The following is a 21,090-nucleotide window of genomic DNA, read 5'->3' on the forward strand; positions in this document are numbered from 1 at the left end:
CTCGCCCCGTTCGATGGATGGCTTCGCCGTGACGTCCGGGTCGGTCGGCCGTTGACGGCACCGACGTGGTCGGTCCCACTCCTACAGACTCCGCAGAACGTCGATGGATTGCAGCTTGTGGAACAGTATTTGGAACTATCTGCGATCTCTGCTCGACTAATGAGGAGCTGTTTGATCAGCGGGCGGATCGTACCCTTACGGAGGGGTTCATGGGGGGCAGGGTTACACGGATGGCACGCGTCGTGCCAGTGGTGCTCGGCGTGGCGTTCGGTGTGTCGTTACTGGTCCCGGCGACACCGGCCGCCGCGCACAACTCGCTGACCGGCAGCAATCCGCGCGACGGCGCACGGGTGGCCACCGCACCGGCCCGGATCGAACTGCGTTTCCTGGCCAAGCCGTCACCCACTACGACGAAGATCACAATAACCGGACCGGACAATGTGGTCGCCGGAGGGCGGCCCACCTTCGACGGCACCCGCGTGCGTGTGCCGTTCGAGCCCGGTGCGGCGGGGCTCTACATTGTCGGTTACCAGCTCCCGTCGAGCGACGGCCACCCGATCAAGGGCGAGGTGCGGTTCACCCTCACCACCGGCACGGCCGCCGACCCGACAGCCAGTCCCTCGGCCGTCGGCACCGGTTCGTCGGGACCCCCGGCCGGCTCGCCCACGGCGTCCCCCGCCGGGCCCCTGTCGCCGTCAGCCGGCACGCTGTCCGCCGTACCGGTCGCCGGCGAGCAGTCCGACACCAACGGCAACTGGTGGCTCTGGACGCTGGGCGCCCTGGCACTACTGGCCGCCCTGACCGGTGCCCTGCTGCTGCTCCGCCGACGCAGAAGCAACACCCCCTAGGCGAACCCGCCATAACCCGCCATAACCCGCCCGCGCCCCTCGCCCCACCCTCGCTCCGCCGATTGCCCCGCTCTGGCCCCGCCCTGGCCCCCGCCCTCGCTCCGCCGATCTTGCACTTTCGGTGGCGACATAGTGCGCATTCCACTGCATGTCGACAACCGAAACTGCAAGATCGGCGCGGGGGCGCGGGGGCGCGGGGGCGCGGGGGCGCGGGGGCGCGGGGGCGCGGGGCGCGGGGCGCGAGGTTAGACCAGCCCTCGCTCCGTCGATCTTGCACTTTCTGTGGCGACTTAGCGCGCATTCCACTGCATGTCGACAACCGAAACTGCAAGATCGGCGCGGGCGGGGCGCGGGGCGCGGGCGGGGCGCGGGGCGCGGGGCGCGGGGCGGGGTTTAGACCAGGCGGAGGCGGGCTGCGCGCATTCGGGTCAGGGTGCGGTCGCGGCCCAGCACCTCGAGGGACTCGAAGAGCGGCAGGCCCACGGTGCGGCCGGTTACCGCGACGCGGACCGGCGCCTGTGTCTTGCCGAGCTTGAGGCCGCGCTCGGCGCCGACCGCCTCCAGCGTCGACTTCAGCGACTCGGCGTCCCAGGACTCGAGCGCCTCGAAAGCCGCGACGGCGGCGTCGAGCAACTCGCCCGAGCCGTCCTTCATCGTCTTGGTCCAGGCGGCCTCGTCGATCGTGGGCGAGGCCAGGAAGAGGAAGTCGACGTTCGGCACGATCTCGCTGAGCACCGCGATCCTGGTCTGGGCCAGCGGCGCCACGGCGGCGAACGCGTCGGCGTCGAACTCCTCCGGCTGCCACGGCGGCGGCGTGATCGTCCCGGTGCCGGTCAGCCACGGCTGGCAGGCGTCGACGAACTCGGCGACGGGCAGCGCGCGGATGTACTCGCCGTTGAAGGCGCGCAGCTTCTTCTCGTCGAAGAACGCGGGGGAGGGGTTGACCTCCTCCAGCCGGAACTCGTCCTCGACGACCGACCAGGGGACGATCTCCCGGTCGCCCGACGGCGCCCAGCCGAGCAGCATGAGGTAGTTGCGCATCGCGCCCGCGAGGTAGCCCTCGTCGCGGTACGCCTCCAGGGCGACCTTGTCGCGGCGCTTGGAGAGCTTCTGCCGCTTCTCGTTGACCACCACGGGCACGTGCGCCCAGATCGGCGGCTTGACGCCGAGGGCATCCCAGAGCAGCTGCTGCTTGGGCGTGTTGGGCAGGTGCTCCTCGGCGCGGATCACGTGGGTGATGCCCATCGTCATGTCGTCCACGACGTTGGCCAGCAGGAACACCGGCGAGCCGTCGCCGCGGGCGATGACGAAGTCCTCGATGAGCTTGTTCTCGAAGGTGGGCTCGCCGCGGATCAGGTCGACGACCACCGTGGTGCCCTCGTCCGGCGTACGGAAGCGCAGCGCGTGCCCCGGCCCCGGGCCGAGGCCGAGGTCGCGGTGGTAGCCGTCGTAGCCCTGGTACTGCGAGCCGGTGCGGGCCTGCACGTCCTCGCGGGTGCAGTCGCAGTAGTAGGCGCGGCCCGACTCGTAGAGGCGGGTGGCGGCGGCGCGGTGCTCGCCGGCGTTCGCCGACTGGAAGTACGGCCCCTCGTAGCTGCCCCGGGAGATGCCGATCCAGTCCAGCGCGGAGAGGATGCCCTCGGTCCATTCGGGCTTGTTGCGGGCCGCGTCGGTGTCCTCGATGCGCAGCACGAACACCCCGCCCTGCTGCTTGGCGTAGATCCAGTTCTGCAGCGCCGAGCGGGCGCCGCCGACGTGGAACATACCGGTCGGGGATGGGGCGAAGCGCACACGTACCGTCACGTCCTCCAGCCTACGGCGGCACGTGAACGCTTCCGGCCACGGCCCCCCGACTAGGACGTGTGTCAGAGCCTCTGGCCGGCCTGCGGCGGGCCCAGCCGACGGCCGGCCGCGTTGGAGATCGGCCCCGATGCAACACCGGTATCCGAGCCGATCTCCGCCCTGCCGGACCGCCGGCTGGACTCCACCTCGGCTCGACCGAGGGCTCTGACACACGCCCTAAGCGACTGAGCGGATCTTGACCACCAGGGCGCTGCCCACCACGGTGACCACGGCGGTGACCGCGTACAGCGTCGGGTAGCCGCCCAGGTGGACGACGAGCGGCGCGGAGAGGGCCGGCCCGAGCACCTGTGGCGCCGAGTTGGCGATGTTGATCACGCCGAGGTCCTTGGCCCGGTCGGTGGCCCGGGGCAGCACCTGGGTGATCAACGCGGCGTCGACCGAGAGGTAGACGCCGTAGCCCGCCCCGAGCAGCAGCGCGGCGACGATCGCCATCTGCCACACCGGCGCGACGGCGAGCAGCAGCGCCGCCACCGCCATGATCAGGCCGGAGACGATCACGTAGACCTTGCGTCTCCCGGAGCGGTCCGACAACCGGCCGGAGACCACGGCGGTCAGCATCATGCCCAGCGTGTAGAGCAGGATCAGCACCAGCAGGCCGCCCTCGGGGTCGGGATAGTGGACCCCGTCGGTGAGGAAGTACAGCAGGTAGAGGGTGCCCAGCGCGTTGCCGAGCTGGACCAGGAACCGGGTGATCCACGCCCAGGCGAAGTCCGGGTGCCGGCGCGGGCTGATCCACATCGAGGCGAGCAGTGTCCGGAAGCGCAGTGCCGGCCGGTGTGCGCGGGGCAGCGGTTCGTCGGGAGTGAGCAGCGCGAACGGCAGCGACAGCAGCAGGATCGCCACCGCGATCGCCAGGTAGCCGGCGGCGTTCCCGGTGACGACGGCGGTGACCAGGACCGCGCCGAGGACCAGCCCGAGCGCCTGCGGGATGCCCACCCAGCCCGAGACGCTGCCGCGCTGCGTCACCGGCACCCGGTCCGGGATGGCGGCGGTGAGGCTGGCCAGCATCGCGTTGAAGCACACCTGCGCGGCGACCCAGCCGACAGCGACCCCCAGGATGGTGCGCTGCTGGGCCAGCAGCACCAGCGCCGCAGCGCCGAGCACCGCGCCGCCCGCGGTCCAGACGTGCCGTCGACCGAACTCCCGGCCCGCGATCCGCAGGCAGGTCCGGTCGGAGAGCGCGCCCGCCAGAGGGTTCGCCAGCACCGCCGCCAACGCGCCCAGGCCGGTGACCACGGCCAGCATGGTCTCCTTGTCGCCGGGCGCGATCCGCTCGATCTGCTGCGGCAGCAGCACCTGGATCGGGGTGAAGAACGCCATCCACACGCCCAGGTTGGCCGCGAAGACCAGACCGATCCAGCCGCGCCGCACCGGCACTGTCGGCTCGGCGAGCGCCGCCGGCAGCGGGTCGAGGGTGGTCACCGCGCCGACCCCGGCGCGCTGCCCGCGATCACGTCCCGCAGCCAGGTGTACGACGATTTCGGCGTACGCCTCTGGGTGGCGTAGTCGACGTGCACCAGCCCGAAGCGCTTGGTGAACCCCTCGGCCCACTCCCAGTTGTCCAGCAGCGACCAGACGAAGTACCCGCGTACGTCCACCCCGTCGTCGATGGCGGCCCGGACCGCCCGCAGGTGCCCGTCGAGGTACGCGATCCGCTCCGGGTCCGCCACCTGCCCGTGCGCGTCCGGCTCGTCGTCGTACGCGCAGCCGCCCTCGGTGATCTCGATGGGTGGCAGTGCGTCGCCGTACGTGTCGCGTAGCCAGCCGAGCAGCTCGTGCAGCCCGTCGGGGGCGACCGGCCAGTCGAAGGCGGTACGCGGGTAGCCGTCCAGCGGCACCAGGTCGAACGGTAGGGGCGAGCCCTCCTCGGCCGCCCGTACACCGGTGGGGTTGTAGTAGTTGACCCCGAGCACGTCGATGGGCGCGGCGATCGTGGCGAGGTCGCCGGGGCGGACGACGCCCTGGTCGAGGCCGGGCAGGTCCGGGTAGCCGCGCCCGAGCAGCGGGTCGGTGAAGAGGCGGTTGTGCAGCGCCTCGTACGCGGCCCCGGCGGCCCGGTCGGCGTCGCTGTCACCGACCACCCGCACCGGCGAGTAGTTGTTGGCGATCGCGACCGGGCTGGTGGTGTTCGCCCGCAGCGCCTGCACCGCGAGTCCGTGGCCGAGCAGCTGGTGGTGAGCGACGGGAAAGGCGTCGAAGAGCAGCGCCCGGCCGGGGGCGTGTTGGCCCATTCCGTAGCCGAGGCTCATGTGGATGAACGGCTCGTTGAGTGTGATCCACAGCCGGACGCGGTCACCGAGGCGGGCGGCGGTCAGTTCGGCGTACTCGGCGAAGCGGGCGGCGGTGTCGCGGTGCAGCCAGCCGCCGGCGTCCTCCAGGGGTTGCGGCAGGTCCCAGTGGTACAGGGTGGCCACCGGGTCGATGCCGGCGGCCAGCAGGGCGTCGACCAGTCGGTCGTAGAAGTCCAGACCGGCGGCGTTCGTCGCACCGCTGCCGTCGGGTCGCACCCGGGGCCAGGCGATCGAGAACCGGTACGCCCTGACGCCCAGACCGTCCAGCAGCGCCACGTCCTCGGCGTACCGGTGGTAGTGGTCGCAGGCGACCGCGCCGCTGCTGCCGTCGCTGATCCGGCCGGGGGAGAGCGCGAAGGTGTCCCAGATGGACGGGCCGCGTCCGTCGGCCGTGGCGGCGCCCTCGATCTGGTGGGCCGAGGTGGAGACGCCCCAGCGGAAGCCGTCGGGGAACTCGGGCATCGGTGCGGTCGACATGCGCCCTCCCGGTCAACGTGAAACGTGTTCGGGACTCTAGGGCGCTGTCGATGAATGCGCCATAGGCCCGCCTGGCCTAATCCGCAATGGTTGATCGGCGTGTCTTTTTCTGAACCCGTCCAGGTAAGTCCGATTTGACGCATAGAGTGCCGATATCGTGGGATGTCCTCACTGGAGGAAAGACGGAAATGATCCTCGTGGAACGTAGTGCGCACGTGGCGGCGCCGATGGAAGTGGTCTGGGACGTCGTGCAGCGGGCGGAGCAGTTGCCGGCCTGGCTGGCGGGGGTTCGCGCGGCCGAGGTGCTCTCGGGAGAGGGCTTCGGGCGGCGACAACTGGTCCAGGCGGGGCGCGGTTCGGCGCATGAGGCCGAGGTGATCGCCTATCAGGAGCCGACACTGATCGGCTGGCGGGAGCGGGCCAGGGGCGCCGGTGCTCGTGCGGAGGCGCGCACCGAGATCTACGTCCAGCTCACCCCGGATGAGGAGGAGGGCGGGACCGTCGTGCGGCTCATCGTGGTCCGCTGGCCCGCGGGGCCCGTCAAGGCGGCCCTGCTGCGCCTGGGCCTACGCCGGGTCGGCGCCGACCTGGAGGACTCGCTGGCCCGGCTCACCGACCTGGCCGCCGTCGGTTGACCCGCAGCGTCCTCCCGGCGTCACCCGCGACGGCGGTGGTCCGGATCCCCGCCAGGGACCCCGGACCCCCGCCGCCGCCGCGCCCACCCCCCAGTGGGGGGTCGATCATGGACTTATGGTGCCTGGTACGAGGTGATACAGCCGCTTCGTCCCCCAGCACAACTTCATGATCGACGTCGGTGGGGTGGGACGTACCAGAAGGAGGGCCCGGCGCGGGTGCGCCGGGCCCTCCTTCTGTCGTGCGGTTTAGCTGTCGCCGCCGGTCTCGCCCACCGGGGCGGCGTTGACGTCGTCGATCGCGTACTTCTTGGCGGCCTCGGCCGGCACGGTGGCCTCGACCGCGCCACTGCGGGCGAGCTGCCGCAGCGTGGCGACCACGATCGACTCGGCGTCGACGTGGAAGTGCCGGCGCAGCGCGTGCCGGGTGTCCGACATCCCGAAGCCGTCGGTGCCGAGCGACGTGTAGTCGCCGGGGACCCAGCGGGCGATCAGGTCCGGTACGGCACGCATCCAGTCGCTGACCGCGACCTTCGGACCGTCCGCGTCGGCGAGCTTCTGCGCGATGTACGGCACCTTGGCCTCGGCGCCCGGGTTGAGCAGGTTGTACTCCTCGGTCTCCACCGCGTCGCGGCGCAGCTCGGTCCAGGAGGTCACCGACCAGACGTCGGCGGCCACCCCCCAGTCCTGGGCGAGCAACTGCTGGGCCTTGAGCGCCCACTGCATGCCCGTGCCAGAGGCGAGGACGTTGGCCTTCGGACCGTCGACCTGCGGTGCGGGCGAGTAGCGGTAGATGCCCTTGAGCAGGCCATCGACGTCCACGCCCTCCGGCTCCGCCGGCTGCAGGATCGGCTCGTTGTAGACCGTCAGGTAGTAGAAGACGTTCTCCTGCGCATCCCCGTACATGCGGTGCAGGCCGTGCTCCATGATCTGCGCGATCTCGAAGGAGAACGCCGGGTCGTACGCGACCACCGCCGGGTTGGTGGCGGCGATCAGCATGGAGTGGCCGTCCTCGTGCTGGAGACCCTCACCGTTCAGCGTGGTCCGACCGGCGGTCGCGCCGAGCAGGAAGCCCCGCGCCATCTGGTCGGCCGCGGCCCACAGCCCGTCGGCGGTCCGCTGGAACCCGAACATCGAGTAGAAGATGTACATCGGGATCATCGGCTCGTCGTGGGTGGCGTACGCCGAGCCCGCGGCCGTGAACGAGGCGACCGAACCCGCCTCGTTGATGCCCTCGTGCAGGATCTGCCCCGAGGTCGACTCCTTGTACGACAGGAACAGCTCCCGGTCGACCGAGGTGTACCGCTGGCCGTGCGGCGAGTAGATCTTCGCGGTCGGGAAGATCGAGTCGAGACCGAACGTACGCGCCTCGTCCGGGATGATCGGCACCCAGCGCTTGCCGAACTCCTTGTCCTTCATGATGTCCTTGAGCAGGCGGACGAAGGCCATCGTGGTGGCCACCTTCTGCTTGCCCGAGCCGCGCTTGACGTCGGCGAACCGCTCCGGACCGGGGATGGTCAGCCGCTTGGTGCTCGTTCGCCGCGACGGCAGGTATCCGCCGAGCTGCTCGCGACGCTCCTTCAGGTACGCCAGCTCGTCGGACTTCTCACCCGGGTGGTAGTACGGCGGCAGGTAGGGGTTGTCCTCCAGCGCCTTGTCCGGGATGTCCAGGTAGAGGCGGTCGCGGAAGGTCTTCAGGTCCTCCAGCGTCAGCTTCTTCATCTGGTGGGTCGCGTTACGGCCCTCGAAGTGCGAGCCGAGCGTCCAGCCCTTGATCGTCTTCGCCAGGATGACCGTCGGCTGACCCGTGTGCTCGGTGGCCGCCTTGTAGGCCGCGTAGAGCTTGCGGTAGTCGTGCCCACCCCGCTTGAGGTTCCAGATCTCGTCGTCGCTCAGCGGCTCGACCATCTTGCGGGTGCGGGCGTCCCGGCCGAAGAAGTGCTCCCGCACGTACGCGCCGGACTCCGCCTTGTACGTCTGGTAGTCACCGTCGGTCGTGGTGTTCATGAGGTTGACCAGCGCGCCGTCGGTGTCCGCGGCGAGCAGCGGGTCCCACTCACGGCCCCAGACCACCTTGATGACGTTCCAGCCGGCGCCCCGGAAGAACGACTCCAGCTCCTGCATGACCTTGCCGTTGCCCCGGACGGGGCCGTCCAGCCGCTGCAGGTTGCAGTTGATCACGAAGGTGAGGTTGTCCAGTTCCTCGCGGGCGGCCACGCCGATCGCGCCGAGCGTCTCCGGCTCGTCCATCTCGCCGTCGCCGAGGAACGCCCACACGTGCTGCTGCGAGGTGTCCTTGATGCCGCGGTGCTGCAGGTACCGGTTGAACCGGGCCTGGTAGATCGCGTTCAGACCGCCGAGACCCATCGAGACGGTGGGGAACTCCCAGAAGTCCGGCATCAGCCGCGGGTGCGGGTACGACGGGAGGCCGCCACCCGGATGTGACAGCTCCTGGCGGAACCCGTCGAGCTCGTGCTCGTTGAGCCGCCCCTCCAGGAACGCCCGCGCGTACATGCCGGGCGAGGCGTGGCCCTGGTAGAAGATCTGGTCGCCGCCGCCCGGGTGGTTCTTGCCCCGGAAGAAGTGGTTGAAGCCCACCTCGTAGAGCGACGCCGAGCTGGCGAAGGTGGAGATGTGCCCACCGACGCCGATCTCCGGGCGCTGCGCCCGGTGCACCAGCATCGCGGCGTTCCACCGCACGTACGCCCGGATGCGCCGCTCGACGTGCTCGTCGCCCGGGAACCACGGCTCGCGTTCGGGGGTGATGGTGTTGATGTAGTCGGTGGTGGTCAGGGGCGGAACCCCGACCTGGCGCTCACGGGCCCGCTCCAGCAGGCGCAGCATGACGTAGCGGGCGCGTTTTGCTCCCCGCTCGTCAATGACACCGTCAAGCGACTCGACCCATTCGCTGGTCTCTTCAGGGTCGATGTCCGGAAGCTGGCTCGGTAGGCCGTCGCTGATCACCGGGCGCTTGCGTTCCGTAGCCACAGGCGTTCCCTCGGTTGTGTGTGGGATAGGTCTCTAGCGCCATCCTGCCCCCTGGTGGCACCCGTCGTCACGTCTAGGTCCCCCGGACGCGATGCTGAACACAGGTACCCGTCGGTAACTTAGCGCTACGGCGGCCCCGCTGCCCGCTTGCCCGGGCTCGCTACGGTGCCGAATATGAACCGGCTGCGGGTGGTGAGCGGCGGCGTGATCCTCTCGGTTGGCGCACTCGGGGCGCTTCTCTCCTTGCCGGTGCTCCTTGCCGGGGACACCGCCGTGCTGCCGATCACGATTCTCGGCGCCGGAGCGATGGCGCTCGGCGCGATGCAGCTACGCGCTGGACTGCGCGCATCCGCGCCCCGACGGGGGCCTCGTCGTGTGCCCGGTCCGCGCCGACGGCACGCCGACACCAGCGTGCCCCTGATGTACTACGGCGACCCGGGCGGCGGGGACCGCTCCGATGGCGGGAGCGGCTCCGATGGCGGGGACCGCTCCGATGGCGGGAGCGGCGACTCCGGCGGCGGCTTCTTCGGCGGTGACTCCGGGGGCGGCGGCTTCTTCGGCGGCGGCGGCGACTCCGGTGGTGGCTTCTCCGGCGGCGGTGGGGACTCCGGTGGCGGTGGCGGCGGCTCCTGATCGCGCGTTGCGGCAGAATGCGACGTATGCGCAGTGACGTGATCACCGTCCAGACCGGGTCCAGGCCGACCGTCCGGGACATCACCGCCGAGGCCCAGAGCTTCGTCTCCGGCGAGGGCGACGGCCTGCTGCACGTCTTCGTGCCGCACGCCACGGCCGGGCTGGCGATCATCGAAACCGGGTCGGGCTCCGACGACGACCTGCTCACCGCCATCGACGCGCTGCTGCCGACCGACAACCGCTGGCGACACCGGCACGGCTCACCCGGGCACGGCCGGGACCACGTCCTGCCGGCCTTCGTTCCGCCGTACGCCACGCTGCCGGTGCTCTCCGGTCGACTGGCCCTGGGCACCTGGCAGTCCGTCTGCCTGGTCGACACCAACGGCGACAACCCCACCCGCCAGGTCCGCTTCTCGTTCCTGCCCGCCTGACGCCCGCGCCCCGTCCCCGTCCCGTCCCGTCCCGCCCCAAGATCCGCGCAACTAACCCGAAACTGCTGCCTCCGGGCGCGCCGAGGCAGCACTTTCACCGAAGTTGTGCGGATCTTGACCGCCCGGCGGCCGTTGCGGCTGCGCCCGACGCGAGTCCTCATCCGACGCCGCCCGACCGAGCCCGGCGGGCAGGGCCCGGCAGGCTGGGGCGGCCTCATCGCTGAGCTGGGCGGTCCGCGTGACGCGTACGATGTGGCCGTGGCACCGCAGGGGGGCTCCGCGGCGGGCCGACAGGGGGATCGGGCCGGGCTGGCCGCCGACGCGATGGGTCGGATGGCCCAGCTGACGGCCTCCCTGCGGCATCGGCAGGGCAGCGCGTTCGTCGAGTTGGGGCTCACCCCGGCGGCGGCCCGGGCGTTGCACGAGCTGGACCCAGACCGTCCGATGCCGGCACGGGACCTCGCCGACCGGCTGAGCTGTGACCGGTCGAACGTGACGGCGCTCGTCGACAAGCTGGAGCAGGCCGGCCTGGTCGAACGCCGGACCGACCCGGCCGACCGCCGACAGAAGACGCTCGTGGTGACCGGTGACGGGCGCGTCGTGCGGGACCGGGTGTCCGAGGTGATGTCCGACTCCCGACTCCTCGCCGCGTTGAGCGACGAGGAGCTGTCCACCCTGCGTGACCTGGTGTGGAAGGCGTCCGACGGCGGTTTTCCGGAGCCCTGCGACCCGCAGTGAGTCGACCCGCGGCGGCCGTGTCCCACTGGGCGACGGTGGCCTGCGTCGGTAATGCTGTCGGACGTGACCACCCCGCAAGATCTCGACGACCGGTTCCGGGAGACGCTGGCGGCGCTGCCCGCTCCAGCGCAACGGCGTGACCTCGCCGATCCGGTCACCGACGACGCCCCGCTGACCGGTGCCCAACTGCTCGATCTGTTCGACGCGCAGGTGACCAGCCGGCAACTCGACCTGGCCGGGCGCTGGCTGCGCAGCTTCGGGGAGGGTTTCTACACCATCGGCTCGTCCGGGCACGAGGGCAACGCCGCCGTCGCGGCTGCGCTGCGCCCCACCGACCCGGCGCTGCTGCACTACCGCTCCGGTGCCTTCTACTGCGTCCGCGCCGCCCAGGTCGCCGCCGACGCCCCGACACCCCCCGCCGCCGACGCCCCGACACCCCCCGCCGACGCCCCGACGTCCCCGGCCGCCGACGCTCCGGACCCGGACTCCGAACCCGAGCCGGCCGGGTCCGAGGCACCCGTCGGTGGCTTCGTGCCGTACGCGGAGGCGGCCCGGGACGTGTTGCGGGGGATGGTTGCGTCCAGCGAGGAGCCGATCGCCGGCGGCCGGCACAAGGTGTTCGGCCGTGCCGATCTGGCCGTCGTGCCGACCACCTCCACCATCGCCTCGCACCTGCCCCGCGCGGTCGGGATGGGGCTGGCCGTGGAGCGGCTGCGCCGGCTGGACACCGCCGGACGGCGCACCGGGACCGGAGTGCGTGTCGGCAGCGGCGCCGGCGCGGCGCACGTCCCCTGGCCGCCGGACGCCATCGTGGTCTGCTCGTTCGGCGACGCGTCGGTCAACCACGCCAGCGCCACCGCCGCCTTCAACACCGCGGGCTGGTACGACCATGCCGGCCTGCGCATCCCGGTGCTCTTCGTCTGCGAGGACAACGGGCTGGGCATCAGCGTCCGCTCGCCGGAGGGCTGGGTGGAGGCGACGCTGCGCGCCAAGCCGGGCATCCGCTACTTCAGCGCGGACGGCGCCGACCCCGCGGGGACGTACGCGGTAACGCAGGAGGCTGCCGCCTGGGTACGTCGGTACCGGCGGCCCGCCGTGCTGCACCTGCGCACGATCCGGCTCATGGGCCACGCCGGGGCCGACGCGGAGTCGGCGTACCGCAGCCCGGCCGAGCTGGCCGAGGACCTGGACCGGGACCCGGTGGCCGCCACCGCGCGGCTGCTCGTCGACGCCGGTGTGGCGACCGCCGAGGAGCTGCTGGCCCGGTACGACGAGACGGGCTGGCAGGTACGCCGGCTCGCCGAGGAGGTGCTGGGCGAGCCGAAACTGGCCTCCGCCGCCGACGTGGTGTCGGCGCTGGCCCCCCGCCGCCCGGTACGCGTGGCGCGGGCCGTGGCCGACGCGGCGGCCCGGGCCAGCGGGCCGGGCGCGGCGGCCCGCGAGGAGGCGTTCGGGGGCAAGCCGCCGGAGCTGAGTGGGCCGATGACCCTGGCACAGAGCATCAACGCGGCGCTCGCCGACGGGCTGCTCGACCACCCGCAGATGGCCGTCTTCGGCGAGGACGTGGCCGTCAAGGGCGGCGTGTACGGCGTGACGAAGGGCCTGCGCGACCGGTTCGGGGCGGCCCGGGTCTTCGACACACTGCTCGACGAGACGTCGGTGCTGGGGCTGGGCCTGGGCGCCGGGCTGGCCGGGATGCTGCCGGTGCCGGAGATCCAGTACCTGGCGTACCTGCACAACGCCGAGGACCAGCTCCGCGGCGAGGCCGCCACCATGCAGTTCTTCTCGCGGGGCGCCTTCCGCAACCCCATGGTGGTGCGGGTTGCCGGGTTGGCGTACCAGCAGGGGTTCGGCGGGCACTTCCACAACGACAACTCGGTGGCCGTACTCCGGGATGTGCCCGGTCTGGTGATCGCGGTGCCGGCGCGGCCGGACGACGCCGCGCCCATGCTGCGGACCTGTCTGGCGAGCGCGGCGGTGGACGGCAGCGTCTGCGTGTTCCTGGAGCCGATCGCGCTGTACCACACCCGCGACCTGTACGCCGATGGCGACGGAGAGTGGCTGGCCGGCTATCCCGAGCCGGGCTCGTGGGTGGCCGGGCACGTGCCGATCGGCCGGGCCCGGGTCTACCGGATCGGCTCGGCGGACGACCTGACCATCATCACCTTCGGTAACGGGGTGCGGATGTCGCTGCGGGCCGCGGCCGCGCTCGCCGAGGAGGGCGTGGGCACCCGTGTGGTGGACCTGCGCTGGCTGGCGCCCCTGCCGGTGGCCGACATCATCCGCGAGTCCTCGGCGACCGGCCGGGTGCTGGTGGTGGACGAGACACGCCGGTCGGGCGGGGTCGGCGAGGGAGTGATCGCCGCGCTGGTCGACGCCGGATATGTCGGTGCAGCGCGGCGGGTGGCCGGAGTTGACTCGTTTGTACCATTAGGTCCGGCGGCACGTCATGTTCTGGTCTCCCCGGAAGCCATTACCGACGGTGCCCGTACGCTGCTGGCACGGTAAATTCCGTTCCACCCGGTGCGCCACTTGCGCGCAGACGCACAACTGTGTGGACTTTGCCTGACGGCGTCGGTCCGACGCCGCGAGCAGGGACGAGATGAGGAGGCACGCGACAGTGAGCGCGACCGCTGGTCAGGCCGCCGACGGGGTACGCAGCCTGGCGGACCGGTTCGGCATCGAACCGGGGATGGTCGTCATGGAGATGGGGTACGACGACGACGTCGACCAGGATCTCCGGGACGCCCTGACCGACCGCTGTGGAGATCTGGTCGACGAGGACACCGACGAGGTGGTCGACGCGGTGCTCGTGTGGTACCGCGACGGTGACGGTGACCTCTTCGAGCTGCTCGTCGACGCCCTCGGCCCGCTGGCCGACAACGGGGTCGTGTGGCTCCTCACCCCCAAGGCGGGGCGCGAGGGGCACGTCGAGCCGAGCGAGGTCGCGGAGTCCGCGCCCACCGCCGGCCTCCAGCAGACCTCGACCGTCAACGCCGGCCGGGACTGGAGCGGTGCCCGCCTGGTGCTCCGCCGAGGGGCCAAGGCCAAGAAGTAACCCGTTCTCGTCCCCTCGCGTCCCGACGGTCCGCCGTCGGGCGCGCCGGGCTGACCCCGTCCCCCGAGTCGACCCGAGGAGAGCCGCATGCCCATCGAGGTGGGCGCCCAGGCGCCGGACTTCGTGCTCAAGGACCAGAACAACCAGGAGGTCCGGCTCTCGGACTTCCGCGGCAGGCGCGCCGTGCTGCTGGTCTTCTACCCGCTGGCGTTCACCGGCACCTGCCAGGGTGAGCTGGCCGAGGTGCGGGACAACCTCGGGGAGTACGCCAACGACGACGTCCAGGTTCTGACGGTCAGCGTCGACTCGGTCTACAGCCACAAGATCTGGGCCGACCGGGAGGGCTACCAGTTCCCGATGCTTGCCGATTTCTGGCCGCACGGTGGCGTCGCTGCGGCGTACGGGGTCTTCAACGACGTGGCCGGCATCGCCAACCGGGGCACGTTCGTCATCGACAAGGCCGGCGTGGTCCGCTTCGCCGAGATGACCGGCCCCGGCGAGGCCCGCGACCAGCAGGGCTGGCGCAAGGCGATCGCCGACGCGACCATCTGAGGGGTATGCGTGCGGTCGGGGCGGCGGCGAGCAGGTAGGCTTGCCAGCCACCGGCCCGCCGCACACGGGGCGTTCCGGGGCGCGTAGCTCAGCGGGAGAGCACTCGCCTTACAAGCGAGGGGTCGCAGGTTCGAAACCTGCCGCGCCCACCAGTCACCACCGGCTGTAGCCGGCGAAGTGGACGCTCCTGTTTCTGTCAAGCCTGCGGCCGGGGCACCCGGGTCGTAGTCTCGACCCACTGCCGAAACAGGTGTAGCGCCTCGCCGAGGTTGAGTGGCCCACACGCTGCCCTGAACTGGTCTTCGGCGACCCAGGTCATGACCCACTCGTGCTCGCTCCTACGGAGCTCCTGCCGCTCGTAGGCCGTCCCCGACAGTGCCGTATCGCCCAGGTCGATGCGGACCGACCAGCCGGGGTTGTCGAGCGTTTCGATCTGAATGCCGTATTCGTGTTCCCACTCGCCATCGCACTGAGTCGCGTACCAGGCTTGCAGCCAGGACCAGACCCCCGGCGCTAGCTCGTCGTGATCATGCATTCCGTAGTCCTGATCTCGCTGTGGTTCGTCGGCGTCGAGTAAGGGTAGGTCTCGCGGGCGATGTAGCGCTTGAGGCAGAGTCGCCCGGCATGCAGCTGGGTGCCTGACCCGCAAGCCAGGTTGTTCGTCGTCGGTATCACGGAGCTGGATGGAGCCTGGCTCTGGCAGTCACGGGCCTACCCGGGTACGACCCCCAGCTGGAGCTGTCGTTGTCCGATGCCCTCGCGCGGCCGGAGCTTGCCGTCGCCGTCTTCGACGGGGTCGCGGGGTCCTTCGCGGAGCGAGGGATTTCCAGTCCCCGCCACGGCTGAGTGACTATCTGGGTGACGACGGGTACGAGCGGCGGTGGGCGTGCGCGAACGATCGTGGACGGTTGCCGCAGGTGCATGCTCATGACAGCGCAGGTCGGCGAGCCGTGTTGGTTGCCTGGGGGCCAAAGGGGTCGACGGTTCTTGCGTTACGTCGAGCGCTGTCACGCTAAAGGCCGCAGCCGGCTGTCCAGCCCGCCATCCGTCGCTCAGCGCCTTGCGGATAACTGCGGCGACCATCGATGGACGGACAGGGACCGGCGGCCCGCCGATCCAATTGCTCGGATGGTTCTGGGGCATGTCGACTAGCAGTACGCTGCCCTTGCAGTCGGCTTGCTCAACGGCGAGGGTGAGTGGTCGCTCACCGAGCGCTTGGGCGTAGGTTGGCCTTCGGCGCACCCGCCACCTGTAGACCACGCTGTCGACGGTGATGAGCCGAGAGCCCTTCTTGGTCAACGCCACCGTCGATCCTCTCGCCGTCGGATGCTAGGACGACAGCTAATCACTCCGTATCGGCAGGTGGGGCACACAGGGGATCACAAGACATCGTCAAACGCCGTCAACCAGCCACCAACGATGGCAGCCCAAGACGCCGCATGAGCAGGTGTGGGGCGGCATTGCCGCTGGTAACGCGGCAGCGGCACTGAGTCCCTCTTCAACGTCTGAATGCTCCTCCTCTACGCGCCAGGAGCGTGGCTCGGGCTGAGCGGGCCGTTCCTCGCTGGCCTACTCTCGGGTATGACCGACGACAGACGATGGCAGCTACTCGAAGACGTGATCGAGGCGGTCGTCCACGGAGAGGTGGCCGGCAACGCCGACACCTTCTCGATCCGCCGAATGAGCGAAGAGCCCGAGATCGAGGTCACCGTCGGCGATCACGCGACGGTGTATCGGATCACCGTCTCCCGGTCTACCCGTCCTGCTGACGGCTGACTCGACGAGGCGGGCCAGCGGGCAAGGCAGCAGCCCAGAGACCAACAGGTTCGAACGGGGCTAGTTAGGAAGGGCCGGCTGGACGGTTTGCCGTCCGACTCGCCCGTGGTCTCGCCGACGGCCGCGGCGATCAGATGCTGCCCTGCGGGCAGGAGGGCGACCCGTCGTCGGACACGCTTCGCGTGCAAGATCCGGTACTTCAGGCTCTCGATCTCCACCACCGCGCACTCGTCGCCTGGTTCGTCGACGGAGGACAACTCCACTGTCACCGGCCAGCCTTCCTTGCCAGCCTTGTAGAGCCAGACCTCGAAGGCGCGTTGCTTGCCGTCATCCTCGGATACCCGGGCGATGATCTCGATCGGGTCTGTCCGGCTCTCCATCGTCGTCCTTCGCTTTGGACTGAGGTCGGTGGGCAACAGGGGGTGCAAGCCCCGGCCGAGATGCCGCTCACTCGACAACTATCGGCGGCCCGGCCGAGCCTCGGCATTCGCATTGCGAAGCGGGGGTGCAAACCTGGCCCGGACCTTCAGGCGGCACCATCAAGAAGATGATCAGTAGGGCTGTAGTTGATCTTCCAGTCGGCATAGACGCCCATCGTGCCATCCTGAACGCACCGTAGTCCGACGCTGATCCAGCGAACCTCACCCTCCGCGTACAGGGCGAAGCCGACGGCGACCTGGAAAACTTCGCCGCCGCATGGGCACGCGCAGTCGCCCGGCTCGGCGTCCATCCAGTAGTCCGCGCTGTCCGCGACGAAGGCACTTTCGCCACAGGCCACGCAGCTCACCTCGGCGCAGCCCTCCTCGTCGTCGACGAGGACGGCGAAGGTCGTGCCCGCACACCGGGGGCAGATCACCTCCTTGACCCGCGCTACCGGGTAACCGCCGGGCTTGAACTCGCGGAGATAGTCGGCAAGGTCCGTGAAGTCCTCGCCCCGCCAGAACTCGCCTTTTCTGTCGATCGCCACCGGCGCAGCTTGCCGTGTGCGCCCAACGGTGTCGAGAGGAGGCGGCGGTGCGTGTAACGGCCAGGGAGCCGGTTCCGCGATGTCAGGACTGGGTGCGGGTCCACTGCTGGTTGGTACCGCTGCCGCAGGTGTACTGGGTGATGTCGGTGCCGTCTGCCGTGCCGCTGCTCACCACGTCCAGGCATTTGCCGCTGTGTCGGGCGCGCAGTTGGTAGTAGCTGCCGGTGGCGACCCACTGCCACTGCTGGTTGGCGCCCGCGCCACAGGTGTACTGGACGACGTTGGCGTTGTTGGCGGTGGCGGCGTTGGCGACGTCGAGGCATTTGCCGCTGTTCTGGTTGACGATCCGGAAGTAGCCGTCGCCGGTGTCGCGGAATTCCCACTTCTGGTTCGCGCCACCGTTCCAGGACCATTGTCTGACTTCGGCGTTGTCGGTGACGGCATGGTCCAGCACGTCGACCACCTTGCCGCTGTTGCGGTTGGTGATGCGGTAGGAGAGCGGCGCCTCCCCGGTGACGGTGCCCGCGGCGGCGTCGATGGTGATGGTGGGATACCAGGTCAGGCTCATGGTCGTGGCGGAGGGGAAGGCGATCGGCAACCACACGTACTGGGAGTCGTTGACCGGCCCGCCCCAGGCGCCGGCCCAGCGGTCGCCGAGGTAGAGGTAGCTCGTCGTCGACGTGCCCTGGATGGGGAGCACGAAGGCCGACTGGGAGCGGAAGGTGGTCGAGTCCCCGACGTTGGTCATGCCGGTCCACGGACCGGAAATGCTGGACGCTGTGGCGTACCTGGCCTGGTTCGGGCTCCAACCGGTCAGGCCCGAGGTGAGCAGGAAGTAGGTGCTACCGCGCTTGAACAGAGCCGGCGCCTCGCGGTTGCCGTCGTTCCAGAAGTTGCCGACCAGCGTGGCCGCAGTGAGGTAGTCGACGCTGAGGCGGTAGATGAGCAGGTCGCGGTTCTCGTCGCCAGCCGAGATCATGTAGGCGGTGCCGCCGTCGTTGTAGAGCGTGATGTCCCTCGACATGTTGCCCAGCGGCCGGAAGCTGCCGTGGTAGGTGTAGGTGCCGTCGATGGTGGCCGAGGAGGCGACGGCGGCCCTGGCCTCGCCGTAGTCGCTGCCGTTCTCCTTGTGCATCCACATCACGTACCGGTTGGTGCTGGCGTTGTAGATGACCTTCGGCCGCTCGATGTTGGCCGACTGCAGTTCCGCCGCCGACGACTGGGTCAGCACGTTGTTGCGAAACTCCCAGTCGCGCAGGTTGGTCGAGCGGTAGACGGAGACCGCCCGGAACGTGTTGTTGGCGTTGCGGTTCTCGCCGAACCAGTAGTAGTAGTCGCCGACCTTGAGCACCCCACCGCCGTGCGCGTGCAGCAGGTTGCCGGTGGTGTCGGTGAACTGCGTGCCGTTCTGGATCGTGACCGGCGCCGCCTGGGCCGGGGCGGCGGCCATGGTGGTGACCGCCACGATCGCCGTTCCGACCAGGGTGAGCGCTGCCACCAGGGATGAAAGCAGTCTGTTGCGTCTCACGACGTTCGTCCTTCCGTGGGCGGGCGGCGACCGCCGCCGGCAGCGGAGCGACCCCTGGACTCCGGCGCGATCGTCCGGACCAATTCATGCATCAATGTACATCGATTGTTTCGACCGCATCACCCGCCGGCTGGCGCCGTCGTGGCAGACCAGTGGGGGAGGCGGACGGAGCTGGTCGACTGACCTGGGTCGCGGCGTCAGGCGCGTTCGGCGACCAGCACCCGGCTGTGGGCGAGTGACGTGGCACGCCGGATCGGCAGGCCGAGTGCTCGCGCCGTGTCGAGCAGGTCGTGGTCGCCGGTGACGGTGAAGCCGTGTCGGGTGAGCAACGCGGTCATGGCGGCCGGTGTCCAGGTCGAGCGCCACGGCTCGGTCGCCCAGAAGCTGCGCCGCCCGGTGGACGCCATCAGCAACCGTGCGACGAGCCGACCCAGCGTCAGTGACGTCCCGGGAAGCTGGAAGTTGACGACGAGGCGGCTCGTCGGCGCCGAGCAGGCGGCGAGCGCGGCGACCGTCGTGGACACCTCGGCAGCCGTCAGGTACGGCACGACGCCCTCCCAGATCCACGTTGTCGGTTCGTCGGGGCGATGCCCCGCGGCTGCCAACGTTTCGACGAGCCGGTCCTGGCCGAAGTCCACCGCCACGAACGTCGGTGGCGTGCCGGGCAGCCCCTCGGCGCGTTCGCGCTTGTCCCGCTGGCTGTTCGGCTGGTCGACCTCGAAGACCGTCCGGTCCGCGAGTTCGGGCATCCGCCAGGCGCGACCATCCAGCCCGGCCCCCAGGATCACCATCTGCGAGCTGCGGTGGTCACATATGGCGTCGTCGATCGCGACCGTGCGGGGCACCATCATCTCGGCGCAGGCCCTGGCAGACGAGCACCGCCGTGCGGCTCGCAGACGGCGTCTCCGGCATCGCTCGCGCTCCTGTCCGAGCCGCGGCATCGGCGGCTCGGTCCGACGTTACCGTCGGACCGAGCCGCCCGGACTGCTGCCTCGGTCCGCGATCAGCAGTTGACCGCGCCGGATAGCCTTCGCGGCTATGGGAGCGATCAAACCGTGGCACCTTGCGGTCTTGAGTATCTGTTGTCTGCTGCCGCTGGCGGTGGCTGTCGCCGGTGGAGTCTGGGCCGTACGCCGGAATCGCACCCGGCGCTGAGTCGAGGGGACGCACAGCTCAGCAACCCTGTTGACGTCCCCAACCATGGCCACCGTCGACGAGCACGGTCAGGAGTACGCGCGGCACGTCGGGCAGACGACGCGGCGTCTGGGCTCAGACGACCACCGAAGAGCCGAAGGCGAATTCGATCCAGTCTTCGGCGCAGTAGGCGAAGCTGCTCTTGCCGCCCGACTTCCACGGCCCGAGGACCGTCCGCCAATTGCCGTTGTTGTCCTCGCAGTAGACCTTGGCGCGGTACTGCCGGCTGCCGCCACCGGTGCAGCCCGCCCATGCGCCCCAACGGCCGATGCTGGAGTCGTGGAAGTAGCCAGAGTTGCAGTCCATCGCCGCCACGGTCGACGCGCTGGCCATCGCTGGTGCGGCGGCGGTGGCGGTGAGCATGGCCGGTACCGCGGTCAGCAGCGCGACTGCCGTGGCGGCACGACGAAGCCTGGTCCGTTGTCCCATCAGAACCCCCGTGAATCGAAAATAATCGACAAGCCTAAATTCGATATCGGATGTTGTCCAGGATGGGTCACCGGTCACCTCCCGCCGAGGACCGATGCGTCACCCACCGCCAGACTGGGCGCGTGCAGGACACCGTCGCCATCGCGCTGATCACCTCACTGTCCACGTTGGCCGCCGCCGCCCTGACCGGGCTGATTGCCGCCCGCAGCACCCGCCGGCAGCTGGCCCACCAGCTCACCATCGCCCGCGAGGAGAGCGCCGAGGTGTCCGCGGCGCGGCGCGAGGAGCTGCGGCGCGACGCGTACGTCGGGTTCCTGAGCGCCTGCGACGCGGCGTACCGGCGGTTGGACCGGCGGTGGGTCGAGCCGGGCGCGGACGGGGTCACGAGCGGCTACGACGAGACGTACGTGGCGATGCGCGCCGTGGACGAGGCGTACAACCTGGTGTTGCTCCAGGGCCCGGCGGACGTCGCGGCGGCGGGCCGGTCGGTGGTGGCCAGCCTGACGACGGAGTACGCCGAGCAGCGCCGGCTCGCCGACGAGCCGGGCGACGCGGCGGCGTCGCTGCGCGACCGGCAGCGTGAGCGCTGGCTCGCCGCCATCGAGGTACGGACCAACCGCCGCGTCGCGTTCGTCGACGCCGCGCGTCCCGCCGTCGACCGCGAGGGCTGACGGGACGCCCCCTA

Annotated in this window: 20 protein-coding genes and 1 tRNA gene; 11 read left to right on the forward strand and 10 right to left on the reverse strand. The window is 70.3% G+C overall.

The window, feature by feature from the left end; all coding sequences use genetic code 11:
* Nucleotides 1-230 precede the first annotated feature (230 nt).
* Nucleotides 231-848, forward strand: coding sequence for a copper resistance CopC family protein (locus tag ABZU91_RS18015; RefSeq protein ID WP_355241268.1), 618 nt, complete (start codon nucleotides 231-233; stop codon nucleotides 846-848).
* A 393-nt stretch (nucleotides 849-1,241) separates the two neighbouring features.
* Here the strand turns inward: ABZU91_RS18015 and gltX are convergent, their stop codons facing one another.
* From gltX to ABZU91_RS18030, 3 genes are all read right to left on the reverse strand, one after another.
* On the reverse strand, nucleotides 1,242-2,651 hold the full coding sequence (gene gltX / locus ABZU91_RS18020; RefSeq protein ID WP_355241271.1) for a glutamate--tRNA ligase: 1,410 nt from the start codon (nucleotides 2,649-2,651) through the stop codon (nucleotides 1,242-1,244).
* Nucleotides 2,652-2,867: 216 nt separating this feature from the next.
* A complete protein-coding gene (locus tag ABZU91_RS18025; RefSeq protein WP_355241273.1) occupies nucleotides 2,868-4,133 on the reverse strand; it encodes an MFS transporter in 1,266 nt (421 codons plus the stop codon).
* Complete coding sequence (locus tag ABZU91_RS18030; RefSeq protein ID WP_355241276.1) at nucleotides 4,130-5,479, reverse strand: GH1 family beta-glucosidase; 1,350 nt, start codon at nucleotides 5,477-5,479, stop codon at nucleotides 4,130-4,132. Before ABZU91_RS18030 ends, ABZU91_RS18025 begins: the two co-directional genes overlap by 4 nt.
* A 188-nt stretch (nucleotides 5,480-5,667) precedes the next feature.
* Here ABZU91_RS18030 and ABZU91_RS18035 point away from each other — a divergent pair, with 188 nt between their 5' ends.
* Nucleotides 5,668-6,114, forward strand: coding sequence for an SRPBCC family protein (locus ABZU91_RS18035; RefSeq protein WP_355241279.1), 447 nt, complete (start codon nucleotides 5,668-5,670; stop codon nucleotides 6,112-6,114).
* Nucleotides 6,115-6,360: 246 nt separating this feature from the next.
* Here ABZU91_RS18035 and aceE read toward each other — a convergent pair whose 3' ends face one another.
* The gene (aceE, locus tag ABZU91_RS18040) at nucleotides 6,361-9,099 is read right to left on the reverse strand and encodes a pyruvate dehydrogenase (acetyl-transferring), homodimeric type (protein WP_355241282.1); all 2,739 of its coding nucleotides are present in this window, start codon (nucleotides 9,097-9,099) and stop codon (nucleotides 6,361-6,363) included.
* A gap of 174 nt (nucleotides 9,100-9,273) precedes the next feature.
* On the opposite strand from aceE, the gene ABZU91_RS18045 reads away from it, so the two are divergent.
* The 7 genes from ABZU91_RS18045 to ABZU91_RS18075 all read left to right on the forward strand — a co-directional run bounded on the left by ABZU91_RS18045 (nucleotide 9,274) and on the right by ABZU91_RS18075 (nucleotide 14,663).
* Entirely contained in the window at nucleotides 9,274-9,732 is a 459-nt protein-coding gene (locus tag ABZU91_RS18045; protein ID WP_355241285.1) for a hypothetical protein, read from the forward strand.
* A gap of 26 nt (nucleotides 9,733-9,758) precedes the next feature.
* Nucleotides 9,759-10,163: a YjbQ family protein gene (locus ABZU91_RS18050; protein WP_355241288.1), complete on the forward strand. Its 405-nt coding sequence runs from the start codon at nucleotides 9,759-9,761 to the stop codon at nucleotides 10,161-10,163.
* A gap of 324 nt (nucleotides 10,164-10,487) precedes the next feature.
* Complete coding sequence (locus ABZU91_RS18055) at nucleotides 10,488-10,901, forward strand: MarR family transcriptional regulator (protein WP_355241550.1); 414 nt, start codon at nucleotides 10,488-10,490, stop codon at nucleotides 10,899-10,901.
* Between the two features lie 51 nt (nucleotides 10,902-10,952).
* Nucleotides 10,953-13,409 carry a thiamine pyrophosphate-dependent enzyme gene (locus ABZU91_RS18060; protein WP_355241290.1) on the forward strand — a complete coding sequence of 819 codons (2,457 nt, stop codon included), beginning with the start codon at nucleotides 10,953-10,955 and terminating at the stop codon, nucleotides 13,407-13,409.
* A gap of 112 nt (nucleotides 13,410-13,521) precedes the next feature.
* Entirely contained in the window at nucleotides 13,522-13,959 is a 438-nt protein-coding gene (locus ABZU91_RS18065; RefSeq protein WP_030330240.1) for a DUF3052 domain-containing protein, read from the forward strand.
* An 87-nt stretch (nucleotides 13,960-14,046) separates the two neighbouring features.
* Nucleotides 14,047-14,511 (forward strand): peroxiredoxin, encoded by a 465-nt coding sequence (locus tag ABZU91_RS18070; RefSeq protein WP_355241293.1) that lies wholly within the window; start codon nucleotides 14,047-14,049, stop codon nucleotides 14,509-14,511.
* Between the two features lie 77 nt (nucleotides 14,512-14,588).
* A tRNA-Val gene (locus ABZU91_RS18075) sits at nucleotides 14,589-14,663 on the forward strand.
* 44 nt (nucleotides 14,664-14,707) lie between these two features.
* Here ABZU91_RS18075 and ABZU91_RS18080 read toward each other — a convergent pair.
* Nucleotides 14,708-15,046 (reverse strand): immunity 53 family protein, encoded by a 339-nt coding sequence (locus ABZU91_RS18080; protein ID WP_355241296.1) that lies wholly within the window; start codon nucleotides 15,044-15,046, stop codon nucleotides 14,708-14,710.
* A gap of 974 nt (nucleotides 15,047-16,020) precedes the next feature.
* Between ABZU91_RS18080 and ABZU91_RS18085 the strand changes: the two genes are divergently transcribed.
* Nucleotides 16,021-16,287, forward strand: a complete 267-nt coding sequence (locus ABZU91_RS18085) for a hypothetical protein (RefSeq protein ID WP_355241298.1) — start codon at nucleotides 16,021-16,023, stop codon at nucleotides 16,285-16,287.
* Here ABZU91_RS18085 and ABZU91_RS18090 read toward each other — a convergent pair.
* From ABZU91_RS18090 to ABZU91_RS18110, 5 genes are all read right to left on the reverse strand, one after another.
* A complete protein-coding gene (locus ABZU91_RS18090) occupies nucleotides 16,230-16,667 on the reverse strand; it encodes a hypothetical protein (protein WP_355241301.1) in 438 nt (145 codons plus the stop codon). The genes ABZU91_RS18085 and ABZU91_RS18090 overlap by 58 nt on opposite strands.
* 146 nt (nucleotides 16,668-16,813) lie before the next feature.
* Nucleotides 16,814-17,254, reverse strand: coding sequence for a hypothetical protein (locus ABZU91_RS18095; RefSeq protein ID WP_355241304.1), 441 nt, complete (start codon nucleotides 17,252-17,254; stop codon nucleotides 16,814-16,816).
* Between the two features lie 82 nt (nucleotides 17,255-17,336).
* Nucleotides 17,337-18,782 carry an RICIN domain-containing protein gene (locus tag ABZU91_RS18100; protein WP_355241307.1) on the reverse strand — a complete coding sequence of 482 codons (1,446 nt, stop codon included), beginning with the start codon at nucleotides 18,780-18,782 and terminating at the stop codon, nucleotides 17,337-17,339.
* A gap of 197 nt (nucleotides 18,783-18,979) precedes the next feature.
* Entirely contained in the window at nucleotides 18,980-19,723 is a 744-nt protein-coding gene (locus ABZU91_RS18105; protein WP_355241310.1) for a class I SAM-dependent methyltransferase, read from the reverse strand.
* Between the two features lie 328 nt (nucleotides 19,724-20,051).
* Nucleotides 20,052-20,405 carry a hypothetical protein gene (locus ABZU91_RS18110; protein ID WP_355241313.1) on the reverse strand — a complete coding sequence of 118 codons (354 nt, stop codon included), beginning with the start codon at nucleotides 20,403-20,405 and terminating at the stop codon, nucleotides 20,052-20,054.
* Nucleotides 20,406-20,527: 122 nt separating this feature from the next.
* Between ABZU91_RS18110 and ABZU91_RS18115 the strand changes: the two genes are divergently transcribed.
* Nucleotides 20,528-21,076 (forward strand): hypothetical protein, encoded by a 549-nt coding sequence (locus ABZU91_RS18115; protein ID WP_355241316.1) that lies wholly within the window; start codon nucleotides 20,528-20,530, stop codon nucleotides 21,074-21,076.
* Nucleotides 21,077-21,090: the final 14 nt, after the last annotated feature.

The organism is Micromonospora sp. NPDC005174 (assembly GCF_040608495.1).
GTDB lineage: Bacteria > Actinomycetota > Actinomycetes > Mycobacteriales > Micromonosporaceae > Micromonospora.